Origin of the sequence: Staphylococcus sp. T93, assembly GCF_016743875.1 — a bacterium.
GTDB classification, from domain to species: Bacteria; Bacillota; Bacilli; order Staphylococcales; family Staphylococcaceae; genus Staphylococcus; species Staphylococcus aureus.
The window spans coordinates 2,144,985-2,167,437 of sequence record NZ_CP068247.1; the positions used below are offsets into that span (position 1 = coordinate 2,144,985).

The following is a 22,453-nucleotide window of genomic DNA, read 5'->3' on the forward strand; positions in this document are numbered from 1 at the left end:
ATCTTTACATTCATTAGATTATAATATATGCCACTATTCAATTTAATACAACTCTTTTTTGATACAAAAATACTCATTTTGTTAAAATTTGTAAAAATTCATTTTTATTCGTCTAAATGTAATCGTTTTCATATTTTTAAAATTACTTTTTCTCGTTTATGCGTATAATCTTTTTTTATATAAATTTGGCTAATTGGCTTTATGTTTAATCATTATAATTGTTTCGTTTTTAAAATAATTATTGTATTAATATATCTATACCATCCACCTTTTATTTATAAATAGTTAATTTACAACTAAACGATAAATATTATATGCAAAATACATCTTTAATATTAAAGTAATACCAATATTTTTTCAATAAACCTAGTGTAATATATGTGTAATTCTAAAAGATTCTTCTTTAAAAATATAAATACCACGACATATTGCTTTAACATTTTCATTTATAAAGCGAAAAAATGCATCGCTACTAAGTTGAATGTTTAGTAAGGATGCATTGAATTCACTAAAATGATTAAATTACTTATATCTTTTCATCTGATTGATTATCGAAATTTCTTCCTTCTAAACCTGCTAACTCTTCTTTAGAAGCTGCAGGTGCTTTCATTTCAAATATCTCATTCACTACTGTGTAATCGTAATATCCTAATCTGGCAATAGGTTTAATCGACTTAATGTCCAATTTACCATTATCAAGAATAACCTTATCGTCAATATGAACTTGGGCAACTCTTCCTATAACAATATCTACGGTAGATACTGGATCTCCAGTTGGAATACGAATCGTTTGAACGTACTCACATTCAAAATGAACTGGCGATTCTTTTACACGATATCCTGGAGCTTCTATACATTTTTCCTTTGTTACACCTGCAAAATTAAATTCATCCTCTTCTGGTGGCAATGCTTTCGATGATAAATTAACTGCTTCTCTTAAATCATACGTTGCCATATTCCACACAAACCAACCTGTCTCTTCAGCATTTTTCACTGTATCTTTACGTTCGTGATCACCAAGAACGGATTGATTTGCTGCGAACATAACCATAGGCGGATCCCAAGTTAAGTTTTGATACTGACTATAAGGCGCTAAATTATCTTTCCCATCTTTCGATACAGTAGAGATCCACCCTATTGGACGTGGTACTGTACTACTTTTAAATGGGTCGTGCGGTAAACCATGACTTCTTACACCTTGTTTTGGCGAATAATTCATACTATCTTCACCCCTTATAAGTAATTACATTTAAGGTTACGCCCTCTTTACATAAGCGTCTAATATAAATAAACAATTTATTTATAAGTAGAAACTATATATGACGTGGTTGCTTATAATTTGCGTTCTTGATTCGAAAAATTCAGATAAGGATTTATACAATTAATATTTATGATATCTTTTGTAAATTTAATTAATTATAGTTACTTCAATCATGATTAGTTTATAATAATAAAGTGAAATTGAAAAAGACAGCTATTATGCGATGAGCGAAAAACTTCAAGTAAAACAAGAATTTAACGGCGTTACAAGGCAATACTTGAATTTCAGAACAGATAGTATCGATGATCTGGATAAGTTCAAAAAAGAATTCAAACCTGTTATGCACTTAAAAGGTGATGCATTCAATCAACAGTTACAATCTTTGATTAACAAATATCCACAAATACAAAAAAATATGAAATCAGAGTTCATTGCTTATTATGATAAAGAAAAAAATAGAGAAACAGTAAAAAACTATGCTTGGAACCTTCAAAAATCTATAAATGACATTATGCAATCATATCCTAGCACAAAATTTGTACAGTTTTATAAAGATGATGTTTCCCCGTCAATGGTAGATGGAAATGGCCGTTTAAAATCGGATACTAATGTAATTTCCATCGAGGGAGGAAAGTATGATGAGAACAAATGATCATATAACCGATTTAGATGCTATTGAGTTAAGTAGCGGTTGGAATTACAATTCGAAATTGGAGACTGGCAAAAATGCACTACTATCAGATAGCCTTTTAAGAGATATTAAAGTATTAAGTTCTAATGCTAAAGGCGACGCTGACATACTAGAAACAGAACTTCGTGCTGTAATAAACTCAATGTCTCAAAACGAAGGTAAATCTGTTGATGCACTTAAAAATAGTACCGCTTCTCTAAAAAACAATCTAACCAAATTAAAAGAGCAACTCGACAAAACTACACATTAATTTCATACATTTTGAGTGAACAGAATTATATTTCCATAGCAAACATTCCTAAACTACACATACGTTACATAATTGATTCATTTTTATAGAAACGGGTAAAAATGATAAAGTAATCATCTTTCACAAAAAATCAAATATTGGGAGGAATTAAATATGATTTTGCGTTACGCAACGAATTTAAAACTTGCGAAAGAGCTATACCAAGCCAGTAAACCTAAATTGCAAGAAGATAAGGGTATGATTGAACTGTTTGAACATACTTTTGGCTTGCAAAAAGAACTTGTAAAATACGTCGGCATTGCAGAAGCAACTACTGCTGCTTTATACTCAGCTAGCTTTATCAATAAAAACATTTCTCGCCTTGCATCACTATCAACGATAGGCATTTTAAGTGTAGCTGCTTACAAACATTTCGAAGCTGGCCAAGGTAAAAAAGGTGCACAACATGCATTAAATTTATTAGGTCTTGCTACTTTAAGTTTACTAGATACATTTTCTTGTAATAAAAAATAGTCTTCATTTTAGAAGCACATACTTTAGCACCTGTGTACTTTTGATTCAATTCATAAACGGTATACCGCTATAGCATGTGTTTTATTATTTTTCTGGTCTCTTTATCGTAAATATTCCCCCTAATTTAGCATAATCATTTCCGGCTAAACGAGAAACAGCCTGTAATGCGTGTGGATTGATTTTAAAATCACCCTCATAAATACTGTCATCAATATGATAAGTTACAATTTCACCTATTATTAAATCAGCCCCATCTAATACATCTCCAAGCAATATCATTTGCGATAGTTTACATTCGAATCTCATTTTCGCATCTTTAATTCCTGGCGTCTTAATCGTTGTAGATGTTAAAAGTGATAATTCTGTACGACTCAACTCACTGTCACCATATGCTAACGGCGCTGCAGTCTCATTAATATCTTGAACATTATCTTCGTCTGTAATATGCACAACAAAGTCTCCAGTCCGTTCTATATTTAATGCAGTATCTTTTCTCTTACCTCCTGCACGTTGAACTGCAATAGCAATCATTGGCGGATGATTATTAACAATATTAAAAAAGCTAAATGGTGCTGCATTTACTGATGCATCTTGATTTAATGTTGTAACAAAAGCTATAGGTCGTGGAATAATTGAACCAATTAATAATTTATAGTTTTCTCTAGCAGTTAATGATTGTGCATCAAACGTATACATAATACCTACCTCTTTTCTAAGTATATCTAGGTATTTCTCCGATTTTGGTTAATTTAAACATCTATTCTCCTCTGAAAATCACTTGTATTTATTTAGCAAATCTTTTGAAATATGACACATATGCATATCTTCTGGATATTTTTCTAAATGTTGCTGATGTTCTTCAGCACTTTTAATGTAGTTAGACAGCGGTAAGACTTCCACTGCAATTTGATCTCTGTCTTTACGTCGTTCAATGAACTGACGCGCTTCAATTAAGTGGTCATCTACACAACTATATAAACCCGTTCGATACTTTTGTCCAATATCATTTCCTTGTTGATTCACACTGTAAGGATCAATGATTTCAAATAAATAATTCATAATGTCTGTAATTGTTAACATACGATCATCGAAATGAAGTTTGACACATTCAGCATAACCATCATACGGACCGTCTAATTTAGAGCTTCTTCCATTTGCTCTTCCTGCTTCTGTATGTATAATTCCAGGTATTGTTGCAAAAAATGCTTCAACACCCCATAAACATCCTCCTGCTACATAAACAACTGCCATATTTACACCTCATCATCCTTTTTTATATTTTTAACAAGGTTATACCATTTAATACCGCCATGACATGATTCTGATACACCTTCATTACGATACCCATATTTTTCATAAAATGAAATTAATGATTCTCGACATGTTAACGTTACACCATGTCGATGATGATTCTTAGCAAGAGTTTCAAAATAGTTTAGTAAGCGACCTGCAATACCCTGACCTTGATAATTTGGTGCTACAACAAGACCTAACACACTAATATAGCCACCTTCACTATTATTTGTGGAGACATTTTTAAATAAATCATCGCTAATGTAACGCTCTTTTATGACTGGACCGTTGATGTATCCAATTACTTCATCATTCTTTTCAGCTACAATAAAAGTTTCTTGAATTTGTTCAATTCTCAATTTCAATGCCTCTCGTGTTGCAGCTTCTTCCGGTGAAAAACCAATATTTTCAAGTGCAATAATTTGATCTAAGTCCTGCATGATTACTTTTCTTAATACCATAAAAACACTTCCTTAGCCCTATATATCAAAAGTAATACCTTCATCTTTATATTCATTATTTTCAAACTACCTTCACTATAAAAAACGAGTCTTTTTATTGAAAGCCATTCGCCTTAATCAATTAGACAAGTTGTATTATACGAATTAGTAAATAATCATGATTATAATTCATTTTAAGCATACTCAAAAAGACTGGTACATGTATACCAGTCTAATTCGAAAAAATATATTTAGTTAAAACCATTTCAAAAACGACTTCACTTTTCCTGGCTTAGTCGGTCTGTCTAAATAAACAAAATTATCATTGATTACTGAACTGGCATTTCGAAGTAATGCTTCAATATCATTCGAATATTTCTTCAATTTATGATTGTGAAATAATTCTTGCATCAAAAATGGTCTTTGGTCACATGAATGTGCATCTGAAGCTACAAAATGAGCCAAATTACATTCTATAAATTGTAATGATAACTTTTGAATGTTTTTACCAAATCCACCAACTAAAGAACTCGATGTTAATTGACTCAGTGCCCCATTTGCAACCAATTCATATAATATTTCCGGATTTTTGGCGATACTTCTATTTCTTTCAGGATGTGCAATGATTGGTATGTAACCTCTCGATTGTATTTCAAAAAACAATTGTTTTGTATAATGTGGTACTTCGCCCGTTGGAAATTCAATTAATAAATATTTCGAACGATTAATACCTTGAATACTACCATTATCTAAGCCTTTCAGAATCGAATCTGTAATTCTAATTTCTTGCCCGGGAAATAATTTAATATCCAATGCTTGAACTTCTGGATGCGTTCTTAACTCCGCCAATTTCACAAGCACTTGTTGAAATGTATTATCATATCTCGGATGCAAATGATGAGGTGTCGCTACAATACTTGTTACACCTTCATCCTTAGCTTGCTTTAATAGTGCAATACTCTTTTCAATTGTTTTAGGACCATCATCTATATCAACTAATATATGGTTATGAATATCAATCATGATTCATCAGTCCCATAATATGCATAGTAACTAGCACTTTTATCTTTAGGCATTCTATTTAAGACTACACCTAATAATTTAGCACCTGTTGCTTCAATAAGTTCTTTTCCTTTTTTAACTTCATCTCTATTATTATTTTCCGAATTAACTACGTAGACAACATTGCCGGTAAACTTTGAAAATAATTGCGCATCTGTAACTGTGTTCACTGGTGGCGTATCGATAATTACAAAGTTATAATTCATCAATAATGTGTCATACAAATTTGCAAATGCCCTTGATGTAATTAACTCTGACGGATTCGGTGGGATTGGCCCAGACGTCAAGACGTCTAAATCTTGAATTTCAGTTGAGATAATACTGTCTTGATAAGTTGACCAATTTAGCAATAAACTTGATAGGCCTTCATTGTTTGGCAAATTAAAAATATAATGCTGCGTAGGTTTACGCATATCCCCGTCTACGATTAGTGTTTTATAACCTGCTTGCGCATATGCAACTGCTAAATTTGCTGCAATTGTAGACTTACCTGCGCCTGGTGCCTCTGAAGTGATTACAATGCTTTGAACTGCACTGTCAGGATTTGCAAACATAATATTTGATCTTATGCCTCGAAATTTCTCGCTAATAGGTGACTTTGGTTGTTCATGGACAATTAAACTTGATGTACTTCTTCGTGTATTCGTCATGGTAATTCCTCGTAAATTAAAATTTTTGTATTGAACCTAAAATAGGTAATCCTAGTTGCGATTCAACATCTTCTTCTGTCTTAATACGCTTATCTAATAATTCTTTTAAGAAAATAATCAATATTGCTAAAACAATACCAACAATAATGCTGATAACTAAGTTGACAGATACTATTGGAGATACTTTTACAGCATTATCATGTGCTGAGGAAAGTATCGTAACATTATCAACACTCATAATTTTAGGCATGTCATGAGCAAAAACTTTAGATATTTTATTAACAATTTTGTCAGATTCAGATTTATTCCCAGTGGTAACTGATACAGTAATAATTTGAGAGTTTGTTTGATTGGTTACTTTTAAAAATGAATTCAACTCAGCTGTTGAATACTGACCATCAAATTCTCTAGATACTTTATCTAGAATTCTAGGACTTTTGATAATTTCCGTATATGTATTAACAGACTGCAAACTACTTTGAACATTTTGGAAAGCTAAATCACTTGAGGACTTTTTCATGTTCACTAATATTTGAGTAGAAGCAGTATATTTGTCAGGCATAACAAAAAAGGTTAATGCCGCACTTACTACAAGACATATTGCCGGTAAAATAAGCAATAATTTAATATTCTTCTTTAGAATATTTAATAGTTTTACTAAATCAAACTTTTCTTTCATGGTTTCCTCCACATAATCAATCATTGTATTCATTATGTATGTTTTATAAATCGGACAATTATATCTAGTTTAACGACCACAAAACATACACAACTACATTTTCTCTAATTATTTATATAAATATTTTATCGTTTAAAATTATATCATGATTCTCTACCATTATGTATAACTTATTTATATTTTTGCACAAGATATAATATTGTCCAACTTTAAATATCCAAACCTATTAATAATAAAACTAGATACCATCGTACTCTATCATGGCTTTCTTATAATCGAGTAGAAGCATCATCATTACTTGATTATTTGCTCTTTACAACACCGAGCGTGCCCGTACTCGGTAATTCAATACCTTGCGTAACCCGTCACTGTGAGTTGGGTTAATGATAATAAAGCCCACACCTTTTAAAAAGATGTGGGTAATTTATATAATTTTTATTTACATTTTTAACTTATAAAAAAAAGCGCCTATGTCATGATTTACCATCACATAGGCGCTTATCAATAAATTATTACTTATTACTTTCCATTTCATCTAATTTATGCGGATTTCCTGTAATTAGATGACAACTTATTCTTTTCAGGGGAACATTACACTTTTATAATATGTTCAAAGACAAACTTAACCATTCACAAATATAAAGAATAATATTATCAAATCATTGAACAAATCGTATTTTGCAACAATTGATATTTATATTAATGTATTGCATTTAATTTATAAAATTCATATACATCTTAATATTCTCAATATCGATTTGTATTGTCAACTTTATATAGATTTAAAAAAATAATCTCATGTCTTTTTTTACAAAAGTAAGTTAATTATTACAAACTAGTAACAAAAATTATTTCTTCAAAAATATATTTAGTAGCGAATACACTTCATCTTTGAATTGACTTTTACTTTCTTCCACTGCTCCAAATTTTTGCGAAAAGGATGCTTTCAAATACCAACTTTCAAGAAACAGCAATATTAAATTCTGAAAGTCTTCTTTTGTCATCTTTATCTTTGATTCATCATAGAATTTTGCTATCTCTTTACTTAATGATTGATTTAAATCTTGTATTTGTCCGTAAATATTTCCAGAAAATTCCTCAGGCGTATTAGATAATTGAACGTACATTCTAATATACCTTTCTTCGATGTCGAAAATAAACTCAAATAAGAATTGATATAAAGCATCAATTGAATAGTTCGATTTATTTTGATTCATCATAATAATATTATTAAGGTAATCAAAACAACATTTAACACTTTGTTCGTAAATACTTTTTTTCGAGTCAAAATGGTAATATAAACTCGCTTTCTTTATATTTACACTTTTAGCTATATCATCAAGTGTTGTACCGTCATACCCCTTCTCTGAAAATAAGGTTATTGCGTTATCAATAATCTTATCCTTCAATTTTTATAACCCCCTACTGAAAATTAATCACACTATGTTACAGGAAAATTAAGTTGCAATTACAAATATTTCCGTTTAATTATAACAACAATCTATTGCAAATTAAAATACTATCAATTACCATATGGCTTACAACCTAACTAACGAAAGGTAGGTAAAGAAATTGCAATTTTTTAACTTTTTGCTTTTTTATCCTGTATTTATGTCTATTTACTGGATTGTCGGTTCAATTTATTTCTATTTTACCAGAGAAATTAGATATTCATTGAACAAGAAGCCTGACATAAATGTGGATGAATTAGAAGGCATTACATTTTTACTTGCCTGTTATAACGAAAGTGAAACGATTGAAGATACGTTGTCTAATGTTCTTGCACTCAAATACGAGAAGAAAGAAATTATTATCATTAATGATGGAAGTTCAGATAATACAGCAGAACTCATCTATAAAATCAAAGAAAATAATGACTTTATTTTCGTCGATTTACAAGAAAACAGAGGTAAAGCCAACGCACTCAATCAAGGCATTAAACAGGCTTCATATGATTATGTAATGTGCTTGGATGCAGATACTATCGTTGATCAAGATGCACCATATTATATGATTGAGAATTTCAAACATGATCCAAAACTTGGTGCAGTTACAGGTAATCCTAGAATTCGAAATAAGAGTTCTATTTTAGGTAAAATTCAAACGATAGAATATGCAAGTTTAATTGGCTGTATTAAGCGAAGTCAGACACTTGCTGGCGCAGTCAATACTATTTCGGGTGTCTTCACTCTATTTAAAAAAAGTGCAGTTGTCGACGTTGGCTACTGGGATACTGATATGATTACCGAAGATATTGCAGTTTCTTGGAAATTGCATTTACGTGGATATCGTATTAAGTATGAACCGCTTGCCATGTGTTGGATGTTGGTTCCAGAAACATTGGGAGGTCTTTGGAAGCAACGCGTGAGATGGGCTCAAGGGGGACACGAAGTATTACTACGAGACTTTTTTAGCACAATGAAAACGAAAAGGTTTCCTTTATATATTTTGATGTTTGAGCAAATCATCTCGATTTTATGGGTATATATAGTGCTTCTATATTTAGGCTATTTGTTCATAACAGCAAACTTCTTAGACTATACATTTATGACATATAGTTTTTCAATATTTCTACTATCATCATTTACTATGACTTTTATAAACGTTATTCAATTTACAGTCGCACTCTTTATTGATAGTCGCTACGAGAAAAAGAATATGGCTGGACTCATATTTGTAAGTTGGTATCCGACAGTATACTGGATTATTAACGCAGCAGTAGTTCTTGTCGCATTTCCAAAAGCATTAAAACGTAAGAAAGGTGGTTACGCAACATGGTCAAGCCCAGACAGAGGGAATACCCAACGCTAAAATCATCGCTAAATATTGTAAGAGAAACAGCACTTATCGCTATATCTTGTGTCTTTTGGATATATTGTTTAGTTGTTCTACTCGTTTATATTGGTACTATATTTGAAATTCATGACGAAAGTATCAATACAATACGTGTTGCTTTAAACATTGAAAATACTGAAATTTTAGATATATTTGAAACTATGGGCATTTTCGCGATTATCATTTTTGTATTTTTTACAATTAGCATATTGATTCAAAAATGGCAGAGAGGAAGAGAATCGTGAAGTATAGAAAATTTATAATTTTAGTGTTGAGTATCTTGATCATATTGCCTGTAAGCACACTGGATGGTCATCATATTGCAAATGCAGATGACGATTCACCTAAAAAACTGAAATATAAAGAAAATAGTGCTCTGGCATTAAATTATCACCGTGTAAGAAAAGCGAATTTTCTGAATAATTTTATTTACTTCTTTTCTAGTAGTAAAGAAATTAAAAATTATAGTGTTAGTCAATCACAATTTGAATCTCAAATAAAATGGCTAAAATCACATGATGCTAAATTTTTAACCTTGAAAGAATTTTTATATTACAAGAAAAAAGGTAAGTTTCCAAAACGAAGTGTATGGATTAACTTTGATGATATGGATGAAACTATTTATGAAAATGCTTATCCAATCTTAAAAAAATATAAAATACCGGCAACTGGGTTTATTATCACAGGTCATGTTGGGGAAGAAAACTTTCACAACCTCGATATGATTAGTAAAAAAGAACTAAAAGAAATGTATAAAACTGGGTTATGGGAATTTGAAACACATACCCACGATTTGCATAACTTATCTAAAAATAATAAGTCAAAATTAATGAAAGCTTCTGAAGCTACAATCATAAAAGATTTAAACAAAAGTGAAAAATATCTAACTAAAAACTTTAAAAAGTCGCAGAAAACTATAGCCTATCCTTATGGCTTGATGAATGACGATAAATTACCGGTAATCAAAAAAGCTGGGTTAAAATACGGTTTTTCATTAGAGGAAAAAGCAGTCACTCCGAACTCCAATGATTATTACATCCCTAGAATATTAATTAGTGATGATGCTTTTGAGCATTTAATTAAGAGATGGGACGGATTCCATGAAAAAGATTAGACTTGAACTCGTATATTTACGTGCTATTATATGTGCAATTATTATTATCACACATTTACTTACACAAATTACTTTAAAACATGAAAATATGGAGGGTGGATCCTTAGTGTTACAATTTTACATTCGTAATATTGTGATTTTTGGTACACCTTGCTTTATTATCTTGTCACAGTTACTGACAACCTTGAATTACCAAAAAGTCACCTATAGATACTTAACTACACGCGTAAAATATATACTTATTCCTTACATATTAATGGGATTGTTTTACAGTTATAGTGAATCATTATTAACAGATTCAAGTTTCAATAAACAATTCATTGAAAATGTCCTATTAGGTCAATGGTATGGCTATTTTATCGTTGTTATCATGCAATTCTTTATTTTGAGTTATATCATTTTTAAAATTAACTATAACCTATTCAACAGTAAAATATTATTATTGTTATCTTTTATTTTACAGCAATCATTTTTATATTACTTTACGAACAACACAGCGTTTCACGATACCGTGCTACACTATTATCCATTAAGTGAAAATACTATAATATTCGGATGGATTTTTTATTTCTTCTTAGGTGCATATATGGGTTATAACTACGAACGTGTATTAAATTTCTTAGAACGTTATTTAGTTATTATGATTGTATTAGCTGTAGCTACTTATTTTGTGTTTATTGCGTTAGCAAATGGAGACTATTGGAACGTTACCAGCTTTTCATATTCATTAACACCATATAATAGTATTATGTTTATTGTTATCTTGGGTATTTGCACGCATTTTAAAACAATGTTATTTAATACGATTCAAATGATTAGTGCTTTCTCATTCTTTATTTATTTATTACATCCAATCATTCTAGACTCATTGTTTGCATATACAAATATATTTGAGGATAATACAATGGTCTTTCTAGCGATATCACTACTATTCATTTTAGGATTATGTATAGGTGTCGGCATGATATTGCGTGAATTCTATATCTTTAGGTTTATTATTGGAAAACAACCATATAAATTGAACATTAATGCTTATTAATTATTAAGCTATGTTAAAAACACGCGGTGGGCGAAATCAGTTTGAATTGACTGACTTCGTTTTACCGCGTGTTTAATATTGTTATACATATATTCTAATTGCACATTTAAACTTCGTAAATGCCAATGGGAGTGGGACAGAAATGATATTTTCGCAAAATTTATTTCGTCGTCCCACCCCAACTTGCACATTATTGTAACCTGACTTTCCGCCAGCTTCTATGTTGGGGCCCCGCCAACTTGCACATTATTGTAAGCTGACTTTCCGCCAGCTTCTTTGTTGGGGCCCCGCCAACTTGCATTGTTTGTAGAATTTCTTTTCGAAATTCTTTATGTTGGGGCCTCGCCAATGTTTTACTTGAATAATTCTTTTAGAATTCTAAATAATGATCCGATTAATTGAAAGAAGTCTGCAGTCATTATTAATTCCTCCCTTTACTTTATAAATTATGCTTGCTTAGTATCAGTCAGCTTTTCAGTTTTCACTAAATCGTCTGCTAAATGATGCCAAAAATCTTGTAATTCTTCTCTTGTGCGCACTGTATCAGAACTGTCTTGTCCTACAAAGTCAACATGATCCCAATCATGTTTTGTAGGCGTCACTTGCCAAATGCCTTTTTGAATTTTATCTGTCGCTTTTGTATAAGCTTGATTAAATGGATGTTGAGAAGAAATAACGGATACTAAACCATCGTTTTCTCGCCATTCTTTTTCAGTAGCTTTACCGATTAAGTTACCAGTAATCACAAATGGGAAAAACATATTTAAGTCTGCTTTTTGTCTATCGCTATTTAATGCTTTGTGCGTTGCTTCACCAGTGTATGTTTTATACACAATGTTAGGGTTCAACGACGTTTTACGATTTAAATCTGTTGCACCCTCACGCGTCAGATCGTAAAATCCATTATCTTTTGATTTCCATAAATTAGATTGTTTAACGCGTTTGACATAATCAATATATGATTCATTTGGCTTCTGTTTTAGACCCCATTGAGCCAACCCGAAGTCTACTCTTGAATTTTTATTACCAAACATTTTACCGATATCAAATACGATTTGTCTCACTAAAGCTTCATTACCAGCTAAATCTGATGCGTGTGTACCATTATGTGGTGTTCCTAAAGTAGTAATTGATGAAATCATATTGTCATGATTACCTTTGAATAGTGGAGAAATTTCGCCACCATGTTTCTTTTGATACTCTATTTCTTCACGATTACCATTACGCAGTAATTCTTCTAGTTGACGTATCGTTTGACCGCCCATACTATGTCCAACTAGGTGTACCTTCTGTCCTGGTTTCCAGTCTTTGTAAATTCCTTCGTATGTTTTTCCATAACGTTCATGTCCATATTTTGCTGCATGTGCTGCACCATAATCTACACGACCGCCTTTGATATAATAATAAAGTTCAACTGCGCGGTCATAGTTACTTCCAAAAGCACTTATACTTGCTTCATAAGCTTTGTAACCATTTTCTTCTAAATCTTGGCGAATGTTCATTTTATTACCGCCCCAATAATGAGCTAACACTGAAGGATTAATATCATCTGTAAACCCATTGAAACCATGCACTAAAACGATAGGATCCTGATTTTTATACTGCCCTTGTTTGGCAACTTTATTCGTTTGATCATCTTTCGCTTTTGCAGTAAGTTCCTTTGTCCCTTTGTTTGGTAACGTTGCTACTGCACTACTTTTTAATAAATTTAATCCATTTTTCTTGTCATTGTCCTTTGTTGGTTCTACTGGTGATTTTTGATTGTTTTTTAAATCTGAAACTGATAGTGTTTTTTCGTCTTTTTGAGGTTTCACTTCTTGTTCATTGTTAAAATTGTAGTTAGTAATTTTATCATTCGCTTGATTATTTTGTTGTGGTTGTACTTTCTCTATTTCTGTCTCATTAACAATTTCTCGTTGACTTGTTTGATCTAACTTATTTAATGATGGTGCTTCCTTTATTCGACTTTGTGAAGGTAGATTGTTATTAGCGTTTGAATCTTGACTATTATCTGCCTCTTTTGACTGTTGCTGTGACGCCACTTTACTTTGTTTACCATCATTAATAGCCTGTTCTAACCCTTGATTTACATCGCTAGGATTAGCATTGTTATTTTTTGTTGTATCACGTTGAATATTTTTATTATTAAGCGATGATTTTTTATCATCCTTTAGTTGATCTTTATTCAAATCATCTGTTTTACGATGATTTTCTTCTGATATTGTTTTATCATTATGCAAGTTCTTAGTTAAATTTTCAGTATGTTGCTGTTCGTCAACACCGTTTTCACGTTGATAATTAGCATTTTCCCTAGTTTGTTGATCCCCAATAGATTGTGCTGTAACTGTATCCTCCTGTGAATTTCCCATATTCACTTGCTTCTCAGCTGCTTGTGCTTGTCCACCACTTAAAAATAGTAATGTAGCTATTAAAATGGAAGATGCACCTACACTAAATTTACGAATACTATACTTATTTTGACTTTTCATCATTGTCAGCACCTCTATTTTTTTATTTTAGATAAACAAATTGATAATTATTCGAGGAATAAACTCAAATAATTTACTTAACCAAGCACTCATAATGACCATCCTTTCTATTGTTTAATTTGACGAGAAAGCGTTTACATTTGTATTTAAAAAATATATTCTCCAAAGAGAATTTAAAGTGTATACGCTAATCATTTCAAATTATTAATTAATATTATATTTGGCAAAATTTAATTAGTCAATAATTAGACACAATTTAATTATGCAAATTGTAACTTTTTTACATATATCTTTTTTGATTTTTAATATTTACATGCTTGGGGCTTAATTCCAATGATGTATTATTTTTTTAGATTAGCTATATGGGGAGATTTATGAGCTATTACAGTTATTATGTTTGCTGGTGTCGTATTTTAAACCTAAAAATATCATCCCATCCACAATAATTGTATCAGGATAAACCGTAATACTTGTTCCTAAACTAAATATATACAGTTAATTTTCTTCCCTCAAAGTAAGTATCCTACTATTTTTAATTTATTGTTTAATTACTCTTGAACTACCTTTAACTTAATCTCGAATTTATGATGATTAGCATAAAAATACATCCCATAAAGTTAGTTTTTTAGTCTAACTTTCGGGATGCATATCTTAGTTCTAATGGAGATTGTCTTTTAAATAGGCTATGACATTTCTATTTCAGGCTAGATATATTTGTATTTATAGTATAAATACAAAGAATGTAAAGACAACTATGATATTAATAGGTAGTAACGACAAACATAACTCTTTAGCTTTTTCGCCATTTTTTCCCTTCATAACTTCATTATATCGATTCATATACTTTTCGACATCTTTAACAGTGACATCTATTCCTGAGTTGCTCAATTTACTTTTTATAATTATTTTTGATTTCGTATTGTGATTATCCACTACTTATCTATAACGAGTTCGCAACTTTAGTACCATCACAGCATTCATAGTTAAAATATGTTGGTGTCGTATTTTAAACTTGAAAATGTCACGTTTTCCACAATATTTGTAAGTGTATAAGCCATGATCCTTTTCCTTATATCTTAGTCCATACTTGCTTTACCACTGTTCGATATTTTGTCGTTCACCTTTAAAGTTATTGCGCTTATGATGTCTACGCGCTAATTCCGCCTCAATTTCTGAAAAATCGACGCCAAGCGCATGCATCAAGACAAATAAATGATAAAGTTCATCTGCTACTTCACTTACAAATGCTTTTTTGTCACCTTTAATTGCTTCAATTACGACTTCAAAAGCTTCTTCACCGTATTTTTTTGTAATCTTTTCTATACCTTCTGTTAATAAATATTTTGTATATGACTTTTCATTATTGGATTGGGCACTATCTTGAACTGTCTGCGCTAATGTTTGCACTGAAAATGGAACTTCTGTGTTGAAACAACTTTGACTGCCTGTATGACATGTTGGTCCATTTGGTATGACATCAATTAAAATAGTGTCATTGTCGCAATCTACATGAATATCTTTAACACGTTGCGTATGACCAGATGTTTCACCTTTTGTCCATAGCCGTTGTTTCGACCGCGAATAGAAACATACCACACCATCTTCTATCGTTTTATCAAAAGCTTCTTGGTTCATATAACCCAACATCAATACTTGTTTTGTTTGATTATCTTGTAAAATTGCTGGCACTAAACCTTTGCTAAAATCAATTTTATATTTGGTCATCTTACTGCTATACCCCCTTGCCGTATCACTTCTTTAATAGATTGAACCGTCGTTTCTCGATCATGTAATATACTTGCAGCTAAACCTGCAGAAACATCCGTCTGATCAAATAATTCTACAAAGTGTTGTGCATTGCCACCACCACCAGAAGCAATGATTGGAATATTTACAAGAGACTTAATATTTGCTAGGTGTTCAATATCAAAGCCTTGTTTCATACCATCATGTCCCATACTTGTAACGAGGAGCTCACCTGCACCTAACTGTTCTACTTGCTGTACCCAGTCATATACTTTAATATTTGTCATTTTTTTACCACCAGTCGTACAACAATAATGTGCTTTTCTTTCAGGATCATAATAGCTATCAATTGCTATGCAGATGCATTGTCTACCGAATTTATCACTCGCTTGTTTAATGAGCTGTGGATTTTTTAAAGCACTTGAATTTAATGATACTTTATCTGCACCATGATTTAGCAATTGGGTAATATCATCGAGACTTTGAATCCCACCCCCTACAGTAAGAGGGATAAACAAGCGTGACGCTGTCTGTTCAATCACTTCTAGCATTAAGCTATGACCCTCTTCCGTCTTAGAGATGTCTAAAAATACTAATTCATCAGCACCCGCTTCATTGTAATACATTGCTAAATCAACAGGATTCCCAATATCCCTTAATCCTTTAAATTGAATCCCTTTAACGACACGACCATCTTTGACATCTAAACATGGAATGATACGTTTTTTAATCATTTTAGCCCCTCCCAAAAAGATGCTTGATGTGCAGCCTTTCCTATAATAGCAGCGTGAACATTTAGCGACGCTAATCGTTGAATATCTTGCTGATGTCTAATACCACCGGAAGCAATGACAGGAATCGTCGTTGCCTTTACTAATTGACCAGTTAATTCAAAGTTAGGTCCGGACATTTTGCCATCTTTAGCAATATCAGTATATATAATGCCGCCAAGAGGTATATCCGATAACCGTCTCACAAAACTAAATAAATTTAACTCTGTGTCCTCTTCCCATCCGTTCACTTTAATATCTTCTCCATAGGCATCAACAGATAAATAAATGCGACCTGGAAATGTATGTGCCATCTCTTTAAGCCAATCAGTATCTTGAATACCTTTCGTTCCAACTATGCAATAATTAATCCCTGCGGCAAAGTAGTCCATGATTTGTGACTTCGTACGAATGCCACCACCTACTTCAATATCTTTGGTTGTTAATCTCCTCAATGACTTAATATAATCAAACTCTCGGGCATGCTGTGCCTTAGCACCTATCAAGTCGACGATATGAATACGATTCACACATTCAAATTGACTATAGTAAGCAATACTTTCTTCAGCCGAGCGTGACATTTTTTCTTCACTATCATATTTACCCTCTGTTAACCTCACACTTGTTGACCCAATCAAATCAATCGCTGGCCATAATTCAATCATTTATAAATCCCCCTTGTATTGCCTGACGCAAAATTTGTAACCCATATGTACCGCTTTTTTCAGGATGGAATTGAATACCAATATAATTGTTAAATTGAACAATTGCCGGAATATCAGCCCCATACTGCGCATATGCAATTACATTTTCTGACATCGGCGCTTGATAAGAATGTACGAAATAAACATCTTGATTTAACATAGGGTGCTTACTCACTAAATTATTCCAGCCTAAGTGTGGCACTGGGTATTCTGTTTGGATACGCGAAATATTTCCTGGGATAAACCCTAATCCAGATGCATCGCCTTCATCACTATGCTCATACATTAATTGCATGCCTAAACAAATACCAATCATCTTCTTATCAGTATTCTTAGCCAATATTGCATTGAGATTTAATCGTTTTATCTCTGACATCGCATCTTTAAAATGGCCGACACCGGGCAATATGATTGTTTCTGCTTGATCGATTATTTTTGAGGTATTTGAGACAACCACCTCATACCCTAAATGTTCAATAGCGCGTTTTACATTACTAATATTCCCTAATCCATAATCAACGATGACAATCATTCAATCACACCTTTCGATGACGGCACACGCTGATCATCAGTTGCAGTTAGCGCTATGCCTAATGCACGGGAAAACGCTTTGAATATAGCTTCAATTTCATGGTGTGTATTACCTCCACGAATTAAATCAATATGCGTTGTTAATCTTGCATTGATTACGACCGCTCTAAAAAATTCTTCTACTAACTCCGTATCAAACGTACCAACTTTTTCTTTACTTAATGATGCATTGAATGATAGGTATGGGCGCCCACTTATATCCACAACGACACGTGCTAATGTTTCATCCATTGGAATGTACATCGTTCCATAACGAACGAAATGCTTTTTATCTTTAATCATTTCAAGTAACAATTGGCCAATGACAATGCCGATATCTTCAGTTACGTGGTGATCATCTACGTCAATATCACCTTGTGCCTCAATGTTTAATGACAGACCGCTATGAAATGTAAACAAGGTTAACATATGATTTAAAAAGCCCACACCTGTATTAATATGCGATGGTGACTGATCATCAGATATTGAAATATTTAGTTGCGTTTCAGCTGTGTTTCGTTGTTTTTGATAAATCATATTTTGCACTCCATTCTTTAACAATTTCTTCTAATTGCTTTAACTGTGATGCTGTTGCAATTGAGTATCTTACATAGCCCTTCATCACCGGCTCATCATAAAAGCGAGGTTTAAATCCTTGTTCATATACGTATTGTCCTAATTGTTGCGCTGCTGAGCCTTTAGTAAGTACAAAATTAGCATTTGATGGGAACACTGACATTTTATCTGCAACATGTGTATCAAATATTTGTTTTAACTGCTCAGCTAACTGTCGTTGCATCGTTAAAAATTGTCTTGTCTCTTCTCTATGTCTAAAAATATAAGTCGCAATATTTAGCGTAAATACATTTAATGGATATGGATGTTCTATTTTTTGAATATGCTTTATCGTTCCAGCAGTACTAATTAAGACACCTAATCTTAAGCCGGCAATTCCAAACGCCTTTGATAATGTACGCATTCTTAAGATGTGTGGTGCCAGTTCCACGTCATATGCCGTACCATAATCTAAATATGCTTCATCAATGACAAAGTATCCGTTTAATGCTTTCATCTTATCTGCAATAGCTGTTAAAAATGCCGTATCAAATTGCTTGCCTGAAGGGTTATGTGGATTACTCATAATAAAAAATGATGGTTGTACTTCATCGATTTTCGTTAAAATGGTTTCCAAATCAAACGTTAAATCTGATCCTGCATCTACAAATGCAATTTCACGATTTACTTGTGCCGCATATGCTTGATACATAAAAAAATCAGGATTTAGCGTTAATGCCGGACCTTCTGGCATGATCAGCATTAACTTTTGAATCAATTCATCAGATCCATTTCCTGCAATAATTTGTTCAGGCGATAATCCGTAAAACTTAGCATAAGCTTCCTTGAATTGTTCATATGCTGCATCAGGATATAAATTATATGGCGTTGCACTAATAATAGACGTCATTGTTTTTTCATCCAACGGCGTAACTGGACTTTCATTTTTATCAATATAAATCATTTCAATTACACTCCCCTAAGACTGACGTATTAAAATAGACTGCTGGTGATTGTATAATGCTTCAACATGAGCAATATGTTGTGCTGAATCAGCAATTTGTTCAAACGTATCTTTTGATAAATGGATGACCGTGTTCCGTGTTAAGAAATCATTGACCGATAACCCATTGGTAAATCTAGCTGTTCTATTTGTAGGTAATACATGACTTGGACCTGCAACGTAATCTCCTATGACCTCTGGCGAATAATGTCCAATAAACAATGCACCCACATATTTCACTTTTTCAATATATGGTTGAGGATTTACTGTTTGAATCGACGCATGTTCAGGCGCGATTGTATTCATGACATGGCATGCTTCATCAAAATTACTAGCATGGATAAGGTAGTGTTGATTAGCGATACTTTTAGAAACAATGTCGTATCTGTCCACATTAGGCAATGCTTTAGCAATACGTGATTCTAAATCTTTAAGGACTTGCGCATCTTCACTAATGGCATATGTACGTGCTAATTCATCATGTTCTGCTTGTGCAAAAACATCATATACGATGGCATCTAAATCTGCTGTTTCATCAATAATAAGTGCTATTTCTGTTGGTCCAGCTATTTGGTCAATACCTACTTGTCCAAATAAATATTTCTTGGCATATGCAACAAATTGATTGCCTGGACCTACAATCTTATCAACTTTAGGTATCGTTTCTGTGCCATAAGTTAACGCAGCAATACTTTGAGCACCACCAACTTGAAATACTTGATCAACTTGCGTAATATAGCATGCTGCTAATACTTCTTGAGACACACCATTAGGTTGAGGTGGTGTCACAACGACAATATTTTCCACACCTGCTACTTGTGCTAACGTCGCTGTCATTAATACCGTTGAAGGATAACTTGCTTTACCACCAGGCACATAAATACCGACACTTTCTAGTGGATGGTATATTTCATAACACTCCACTGATTCTTCTAACTGTTGATTCGTCTGTTTAATACTTTCTTGATATGCTTTAATTCTTTCATAACTTTGTTGTAATGCTTGTTTTGTTTTTTCATCTAATGTGTCAAATGCTGCTTTAATTTGTTCATGACTAATTTCTAAATGATCTGTTTTCGTATGATCGAATGTTAGATTATACATTTTCAAAGCCTTATCTCCATGAACTTTAACTTCCTGACAAATATCGCGAATAATTGGATACAATGACTCATCTAATGGTGCTTCTAATGAAAATTGATTTAAAAATTGTTGTGCATTAAGCATTGGCAATAGACACCTCCAAAGAGCGAATAAATTGCTCTATTAATTGTGATTTTTTAAAATAAGCTGCTTTATTAGTTATTAATCTTGCATTGATATCACTAATATGTTGCTTTTCAACCAGTCCGTTCGCTTTTAGCGTAGTACCTGTTTGAACGATGTCGACAATTCCGTCTACCATATCTACAACACAGGCCAATTCAACAGAGCCATTCAATTTAATCAATTCGACATCAATACCTTTTGATTTAAAATATGTTTCAGCAGTATGAACATAACTCGTTGCGATTTTACGATAATTGGTCGTTTCAGGTTTCGCTGCAACCGCAAAATGACATGCTCCAAAAGGCATATTCAACAAATTATTAACATTATATTGGCGCTCATCTAATATGTCGCTACCAACAATGCCTATGTCTGCCATTCCTTGTTCCACATAGATTGGCACGTCACTTCCTTTTACTAAAATGCATTCAATATTATCTACACTTAATAATAATTGGCGTTCTCTATTTTTTAATGTTTCTGATAATGTCGTATATTCAATTACATCTAAATAGTTAATTAAACTATCCATTAGACGTCCTTTGGCTATGGCGATTCTTAACATTGTGCATACTCCCTTACTTAAAGTGTTAATCCTAATCCAAACCCTTCGATGCTTCCTTTGTAATAACCACCTGTTAAAACTCGAGATTCATTTTCAGCAAAATGACATTGAATAAATAAACCTGTGTAATAGGATCTAGGTGGCTGCGCAGTAATATCTAAATGGATGTCTTTGTAACCTTGTTTATGTAACCAACGTTCCCATATTTTTAATTCAACGAGTGCTGGATGGTCATTTGGAATATAGTGTTCCAATACATTTAATTGTTGTTGCGTATTCTCTTTCAAGATTTGCACGATTGGATGTTCAGTCGACAAATATGTAACCAGTCCCGATAAATTACGTTCCTCAATCATTGATAGTATGTCTGGTGTTTGTAACGATTTATCGAGTAAGGCATCAAGCAATTGATAATGTCCCAATACAACAAAATGCACGTTGTCTCTCAACTGCTGTTGAATAAACTGAATAAAGAGCTTTAAGCTCTGTTGCACATTCGCTAATGATGGTGCATAGTTTTCCAAACCAACTTGTACAGCCGCTTCATTATTCCGAATGATTAAACCTGTGTATGCCACTTTTGTTGCTGCAGTTGGATACATTGAGTAATAACGCAATAATTGATCTGTAAAATCATTTCGAAGTGCATAAATTTGATGCTCATGTTGCCAAAAATTTCGCTCACCCATCTGCTGCAAATCCTCATGGTTCAATTGTTTCCAGTCCAACTTTTCAACCACACTAAAATCAACTAACTCATAATCCGCTTTATTAAAATATTTTAAAAATGCTGTTTCCGATTCTTTTAACGCAATTAATTGTTCTGAATTATTCACTCGACCACCCTTTACTTTCAATACTGTATTTAAAATCACTTGGTATTTTCGTTGTTTGCTTTACTTCTCTACCACGCTAAAGTGTAATATGATTAATAACTTATCATTTTTAGCAATAC

General features: G+C 32.5%; 23 protein-coding genes and 2 pseudogenes. 7 read left to right on the top strand and 18 right to left on the bottom strand.

All coding sequences use genetic code 11. The annotated features are described in order from the left end of the window. Positions 1 to 526: 526 nt before the first annotated feature. Positions 527 to 1,219 (bottom strand): flavin reductase family protein, encoded by a 693-nt coding sequence (locus JG553_RS10590; RefSeq protein ID WP_001109879.1) that lies wholly within the window; start codon positions 1,217 to 1,219, stop codon positions 527 to 529. A gap of 235 nt (positions 1,220 to 1,454) precedes the next feature. Here JG553_RS10590 and JG553_RS10595 point away from each other — a divergent pair. The 3 genes and pseudogenes from JG553_RS10595 to JG553_RS10605 all read left to right on the top strand — a co-directional run. Next, positions 1,455 to 1,913, top strand: a pseudogene (locus tag JG553_RS10595) (hypothetical protein); the annotation flags it as partial. Continuing rightward, positions 1,900 to 2,202, top strand: coding sequence for a hypothetical protein (locus JG553_RS10600; RefSeq protein WP_001260013.1), 303 nt, complete (start codon positions 1,900 to 1,902; stop codon positions 2,200 to 2,202). The pseudogene JG553_RS10595 and the gene JG553_RS10600, both read left to right, overlap by 14 nt. Before the next feature lie 153 nt (positions 2,203 to 2,355). Continuing rightward, entirely contained in the window at positions 2,356 to 2,715 is a 360-nt protein-coding gene (locus tag JG553_RS10605; RefSeq protein ID WP_000603480.1) for a hypothetical protein, read from the top strand. An 84-nt stretch (positions 2,716 to 2,799) separates the two neighbouring features. On the opposite strand, the gene JG553_RS10610 is transcribed toward JG553_RS10605, so the two are convergent. The 7 genes from JG553_RS10610 to icaR all read right to left on the bottom strand — a co-directional run bounded on the left by JG553_RS10610 (position 2,800) and on the right by icaR (position 8,248). After that, positions 2,800 to 3,411 (bottom strand): flavin reductase family protein, encoded by a 612-nt coding sequence (locus tag JG553_RS10610; RefSeq protein ID WP_000287917.1) that lies wholly within the window; start codon positions 3,409 to 3,411, stop codon positions 2,800 to 2,802. Between the two features lie 78 nt (positions 3,412 to 3,489). Continuing rightward, complete coding sequence (locus JG553_RS10615; RefSeq protein ID WP_000301926.1) at positions 3,490 to 3,966, bottom strand: peptide-methionine (S)-S-oxide reductase; 477 nt, start codon at positions 3,964 to 3,966, stop codon at positions 3,490 to 3,492. Positions 3,967 to 3,968: 2 nt separating this feature from the next. Next, positions 3,969 to 4,469, bottom strand: coding sequence for a GNAT family N-acetyltransferase (locus tag JG553_RS10620; protein ID WP_000244278.1), 501 nt, complete (start codon positions 4,467 to 4,469; stop codon positions 3,969 to 3,971). 234 nt (positions 4,470 to 4,703) lie between these two features. After that, positions 4,704 to 5,471 carry a tyrosine-protein phosphatase gene (locus JG553_RS10625; RefSeq protein WP_000565310.1) on the bottom strand — a complete coding sequence of 256 codons (768 nt, stop codon included), beginning with the start codon at positions 5,469 to 5,471 and terminating at the stop codon, positions 4,704 to 4,706. Beyond that, positions 5,468 to 6,160, bottom strand: a complete 693-nt coding sequence (locus JG553_RS10630; RefSeq protein WP_000185864.1) for a polysaccharide biosynthesis tyrosine autokinase — start codon at positions 6,158 to 6,160, stop codon at positions 5,468 to 5,470. Before JG553_RS10630 ends, JG553_RS10625 begins: the two co-directional genes overlap by 4 nt. 16 nt (positions 6,161 to 6,176) lie before the next feature. Beyond that, positions 6,177 to 6,839: a Wzz/FepE/Etk N-terminal domain-containing protein gene (locus JG553_RS10635; RefSeq protein ID WP_000659675.1), complete on the bottom strand. Its 663-nt coding sequence runs from the start codon at positions 6,837 to 6,839 to the stop codon at positions 6,177 to 6,179. Between the two features lie 848 nt (positions 6,840 to 7,687). After that, positions 7,688 to 8,248, bottom strand: coding sequence for an ica operon transcriptional regulator IcaR (gene icaR / locus JG553_RS10640; protein ID WP_000653261.1), 561 nt, complete (start codon positions 8,246 to 8,248; stop codon positions 7,688 to 7,690). Positions 8,249 to 8,411: 163 nt separating this feature from the next. Between icaR and icaA the strand changes: the two genes are divergently transcribed. The 4 genes from icaA to icaC are packed head-to-tail and all read left to right on the top strand — an operon-like array spanning position 8,412 to position 11,827. Further along, positions 8,412 to 9,650, top strand: coding sequence for a poly-beta-1,6 N-acetyl-D-glucosamine synthase IcaA (gene icaA, locus JG553_RS10645; RefSeq protein ID WP_001159430.1), 1,239 nt, complete (start codon positions 8,412 to 8,414; stop codon positions 9,648 to 9,650). After that, a complete protein-coding gene (gene icaD / locus JG553_RS10650; RefSeq protein ID WP_000240580.1) occupies positions 9,614 to 9,919 on the top strand; it encodes an intracellular adhesion protein IcaD in 306 nt (101 codons plus the stop codon). Before icaA ends, icaD begins: the two co-directional genes overlap by 37 nt. Then, entirely contained in the window at positions 9,916 to 10,788 is an 873-nt protein-coding gene (gene icaB / locus JG553_RS10655) for an intercellular adhesin biosynthesis polysaccharide N-deacetylase (RefSeq protein ID WP_000877317.1), read from the top strand. The genes icaD and icaB overlap by 4 nt, the downstream gene beginning before the upstream one ends. Next, complete coding sequence (icaC, locus tag JG553_RS10660; RefSeq protein WP_000723836.1) at positions 10,775 to 11,827, top strand: polysaccharide intercellular adhesin biosynthesis/export protein IcaC; 1,053 nt, start codon at positions 10,775 to 10,777, stop codon at positions 11,825 to 11,827. Before icaB ends, icaC begins: the two co-directional genes overlap by 14 nt. A 446-nt stretch (positions 11,828 to 12,273) precedes the next feature. Here icaC and lip1 read toward each other — a convergent pair whose 3' ends face one another. From lip1 to JG553_RS10715, 10 genes and pseudogenes are all read right to left on the bottom strand, one after another. Further along, positions 12,274 to 14,316, bottom strand: a complete 2,043-nt coding sequence (gene lip1, locus JG553_RS10665) for a YSIRK domain-containing triacylglycerol lipase Lip1 (protein ID WP_000842036.1) — start codon at positions 14,314 to 14,316, stop codon at positions 12,274 to 12,276. Between the two features lie 720 nt (positions 14,317 to 15,036). Continuing rightward, positions 15,037 to 15,216 (bottom strand): hypothetical protein, encoded by a 180-nt coding sequence (locus JG553_RS10670; protein WP_025175201.1) that lies wholly within the window; start codon positions 15,214 to 15,216, stop codon positions 15,037 to 15,039. 192 nt (positions 15,217 to 15,408) lie between these two features. After that, a pseudogene (gene hisF / locus JG553_RS13355) lies at positions 15,409 to 16,796 on the bottom strand (imidazole glycerol phosphate synthase subunit HisF). Then, positions 16,793 to 17,497 carry a 1-(5-phosphoribosyl)-5-((5-phosphoribosylamino)methylideneamino)imidazole-4-carboxamide isomerase gene (hisA, locus tag JG553_RS10685; RefSeq protein WP_000571736.1) on the bottom strand — a complete coding sequence of 235 codons (705 nt, stop codon included), beginning with the start codon at positions 17,495 to 17,497 and terminating at the stop codon, positions 16,793 to 16,795. The pseudogene hisF and the gene hisA overlap by 4 nt, the downstream one beginning before the upstream one ends. Further along, positions 17,490 to 18,068, bottom strand: a complete 579-nt coding sequence (gene hisH / locus JG553_RS10690) for an imidazole glycerol phosphate synthase subunit HisH (protein WP_000635623.1) — start codon at positions 18,066 to 18,068, stop codon at positions 17,490 to 17,492. The genes hisA and hisH overlap by 8 nt, the downstream gene beginning before the upstream one ends. Then, on the bottom strand, positions 18,065 to 18,643 hold the full coding sequence (hisB, locus tag JG553_RS10695; RefSeq protein ID WP_000640266.1) for an imidazoleglycerol-phosphate dehydratase HisB: 579 nt from the start codon (positions 18,641 to 18,643) through the stop codon (positions 18,065 to 18,067). The genes hisH and hisB overlap by 4 nt, the downstream gene beginning before the upstream one ends. Continuing rightward, entirely contained in the window at positions 18,612 to 19,625 is a 1,014-nt protein-coding gene (locus JG553_RS10700; RefSeq protein WP_000639183.1) for a pyridoxal phosphate-dependent aminotransferase, read from the bottom strand. Before JG553_RS10700 ends, hisB begins: the two co-directional genes overlap by 32 nt. A gap of 15 nt (positions 19,626 to 19,640) precedes the next feature. Then, the gene (gene hisD, locus JG553_RS10705) at positions 19,641 to 20,891 is read right to left on the bottom strand and encodes a histidinol dehydrogenase (RefSeq protein ID WP_000930643.1); all 1,251 of its coding nucleotides are present in this window, start codon (positions 20,889 to 20,891) and stop codon (positions 19,641 to 19,643) included. After that, complete coding sequence (hisG, locus tag JG553_RS10710; RefSeq protein WP_000944149.1) at positions 20,884 to 21,498, bottom strand: ATP phosphoribosyltransferase; 615 nt, start codon at positions 21,496 to 21,498, stop codon at positions 20,884 to 20,886. Before hisG ends, hisD begins: the two co-directional genes overlap by 8 nt. 17 nt (positions 21,499 to 21,515) lie before the next feature. Further along, positions 21,516 to 22,334 carry an ATP phosphoribosyltransferase regulatory subunit gene (locus JG553_RS10715; RefSeq protein WP_001065590.1) on the bottom strand — a complete coding sequence of 273 codons (819 nt, stop codon included), beginning with the start codon at positions 22,332 to 22,334 and terminating at the stop codon, positions 21,516 to 21,518. Positions 22,335 to 22,453: the final 119 nt, after the last annotated feature.

Excerpts from the sequence above, each read along its gene's own strand:
- JG553_RS10590 (WP_001109879.1), bottom strand. The coding sequence starts at position 1,219 with ATGAATTATTCGCCAAAACAAGGTGTAAGAAGTCATGGTTTACCGCAC.
- JG553_RS10600 (WP_001260013.1), top strand. The coding sequence starts at position 1,900 with ATGAGAACAAATGATCATATAACCGATTTAGATGCTATTGAGTTAAGT.
- JG553_RS10605 (WP_000603480.1), top strand. The coding sequence starts at position 2,356 with ATGATTTTGCGTTACGCAACGAATTTAAAACTTGCGAAAGAGCTATAC.
- JG553_RS10610 (WP_000287917.1), bottom strand. The coding sequence starts at position 3,411 with ATGTATACGTTTGATGCACAATCATTAACTGCTAGAGAAAACTATAAA.
- JG553_RS10615 (WP_000301926.1), bottom strand. The coding sequence starts at position 3,966 with ATGGCAGTTGTTTATGTAGCAGGAGGATGTTTATGGGGTGTTGAAGCA.
- JG553_RS10620 (WP_000244278.1), bottom strand. The coding sequence starts at position 4,469 with ATGGTATTAAGAAAAGTAATCATGCAGGACTTAGATCAAATTATTGCA.
- JG553_RS10625 (WP_000565310.1), bottom strand. The coding sequence starts at position 5,471 with ATGATTGATATTCATAACCATATATTAGTTGATATAGATGATGGTCCT.
- JG553_RS10630 (WP_000185864.1), bottom strand. The coding sequence starts at position 6,160 with ATGACGAATACACGAAGAAGTACATCAAGTTTAATTGTCCATGAACAA.
- JG553_RS10635 (WP_000659675.1), bottom strand. The coding sequence starts at position 6,839 with ATGAAAGAAAAGTTTGATTTAGTAAAACTATTAAATATTCTAAAGAAG.
- icaD (WP_000240580.1), top strand. The coding sequence starts at position 9,614 with ATGGTCAAGCCCAGACAGAGGGAATACCCAACGCTAAAATCATCGCTA.
- icaC (WP_000723836.1), top strand. The coding sequence starts at position 10,775 with ATGAAAAAGATTAGACTTGAACTCGTATATTTACGTGCTATTATATGT.
- lip1 (WP_000842036.1), bottom strand. The coding sequence starts at position 14,316 with ATGAAAAGTCAAAATAAGTATAGTATTCGTAAATTTAGTGTAGGTGCA.
- hisA (WP_000571736.1), bottom strand. The coding sequence starts at position 17,497 with ATGATTGAATTATGGCCAGCGATTGATTTGATTGGGTCAACAAGTGTG.
- hisH (WP_000635623.1), bottom strand. The coding sequence starts at position 18,068 with ATGATTGTCATCGTTGATTATGGATTAGGGAATATTAGTAATGTAAAA.
- hisB (WP_000640266.1), bottom strand. The coding sequence starts at position 18,643 with ATGATTTATCAAAAACAACGAAACACAGCTGAAACGCAACTAAATATT.
- JG553_RS10700 (WP_000639183.1), bottom strand. The coding sequence starts at position 19,625 with ATGATTTATATTGATAAAAATGAAAGTCCAGTTACGCCGTTGGATGAA.
- hisD (WP_000930643.1), bottom strand. The coding sequence starts at position 20,891 with ATGCTTAATGCACAACAATTTTTAAATCAATTTTCATTAGAAGCACCA.
- hisG (WP_000944149.1), bottom strand. The coding sequence starts at position 21,498 with ATGTTAAGAATCGCCATAGCCAAAGGACGTCTAATGGATAGTTTAATT.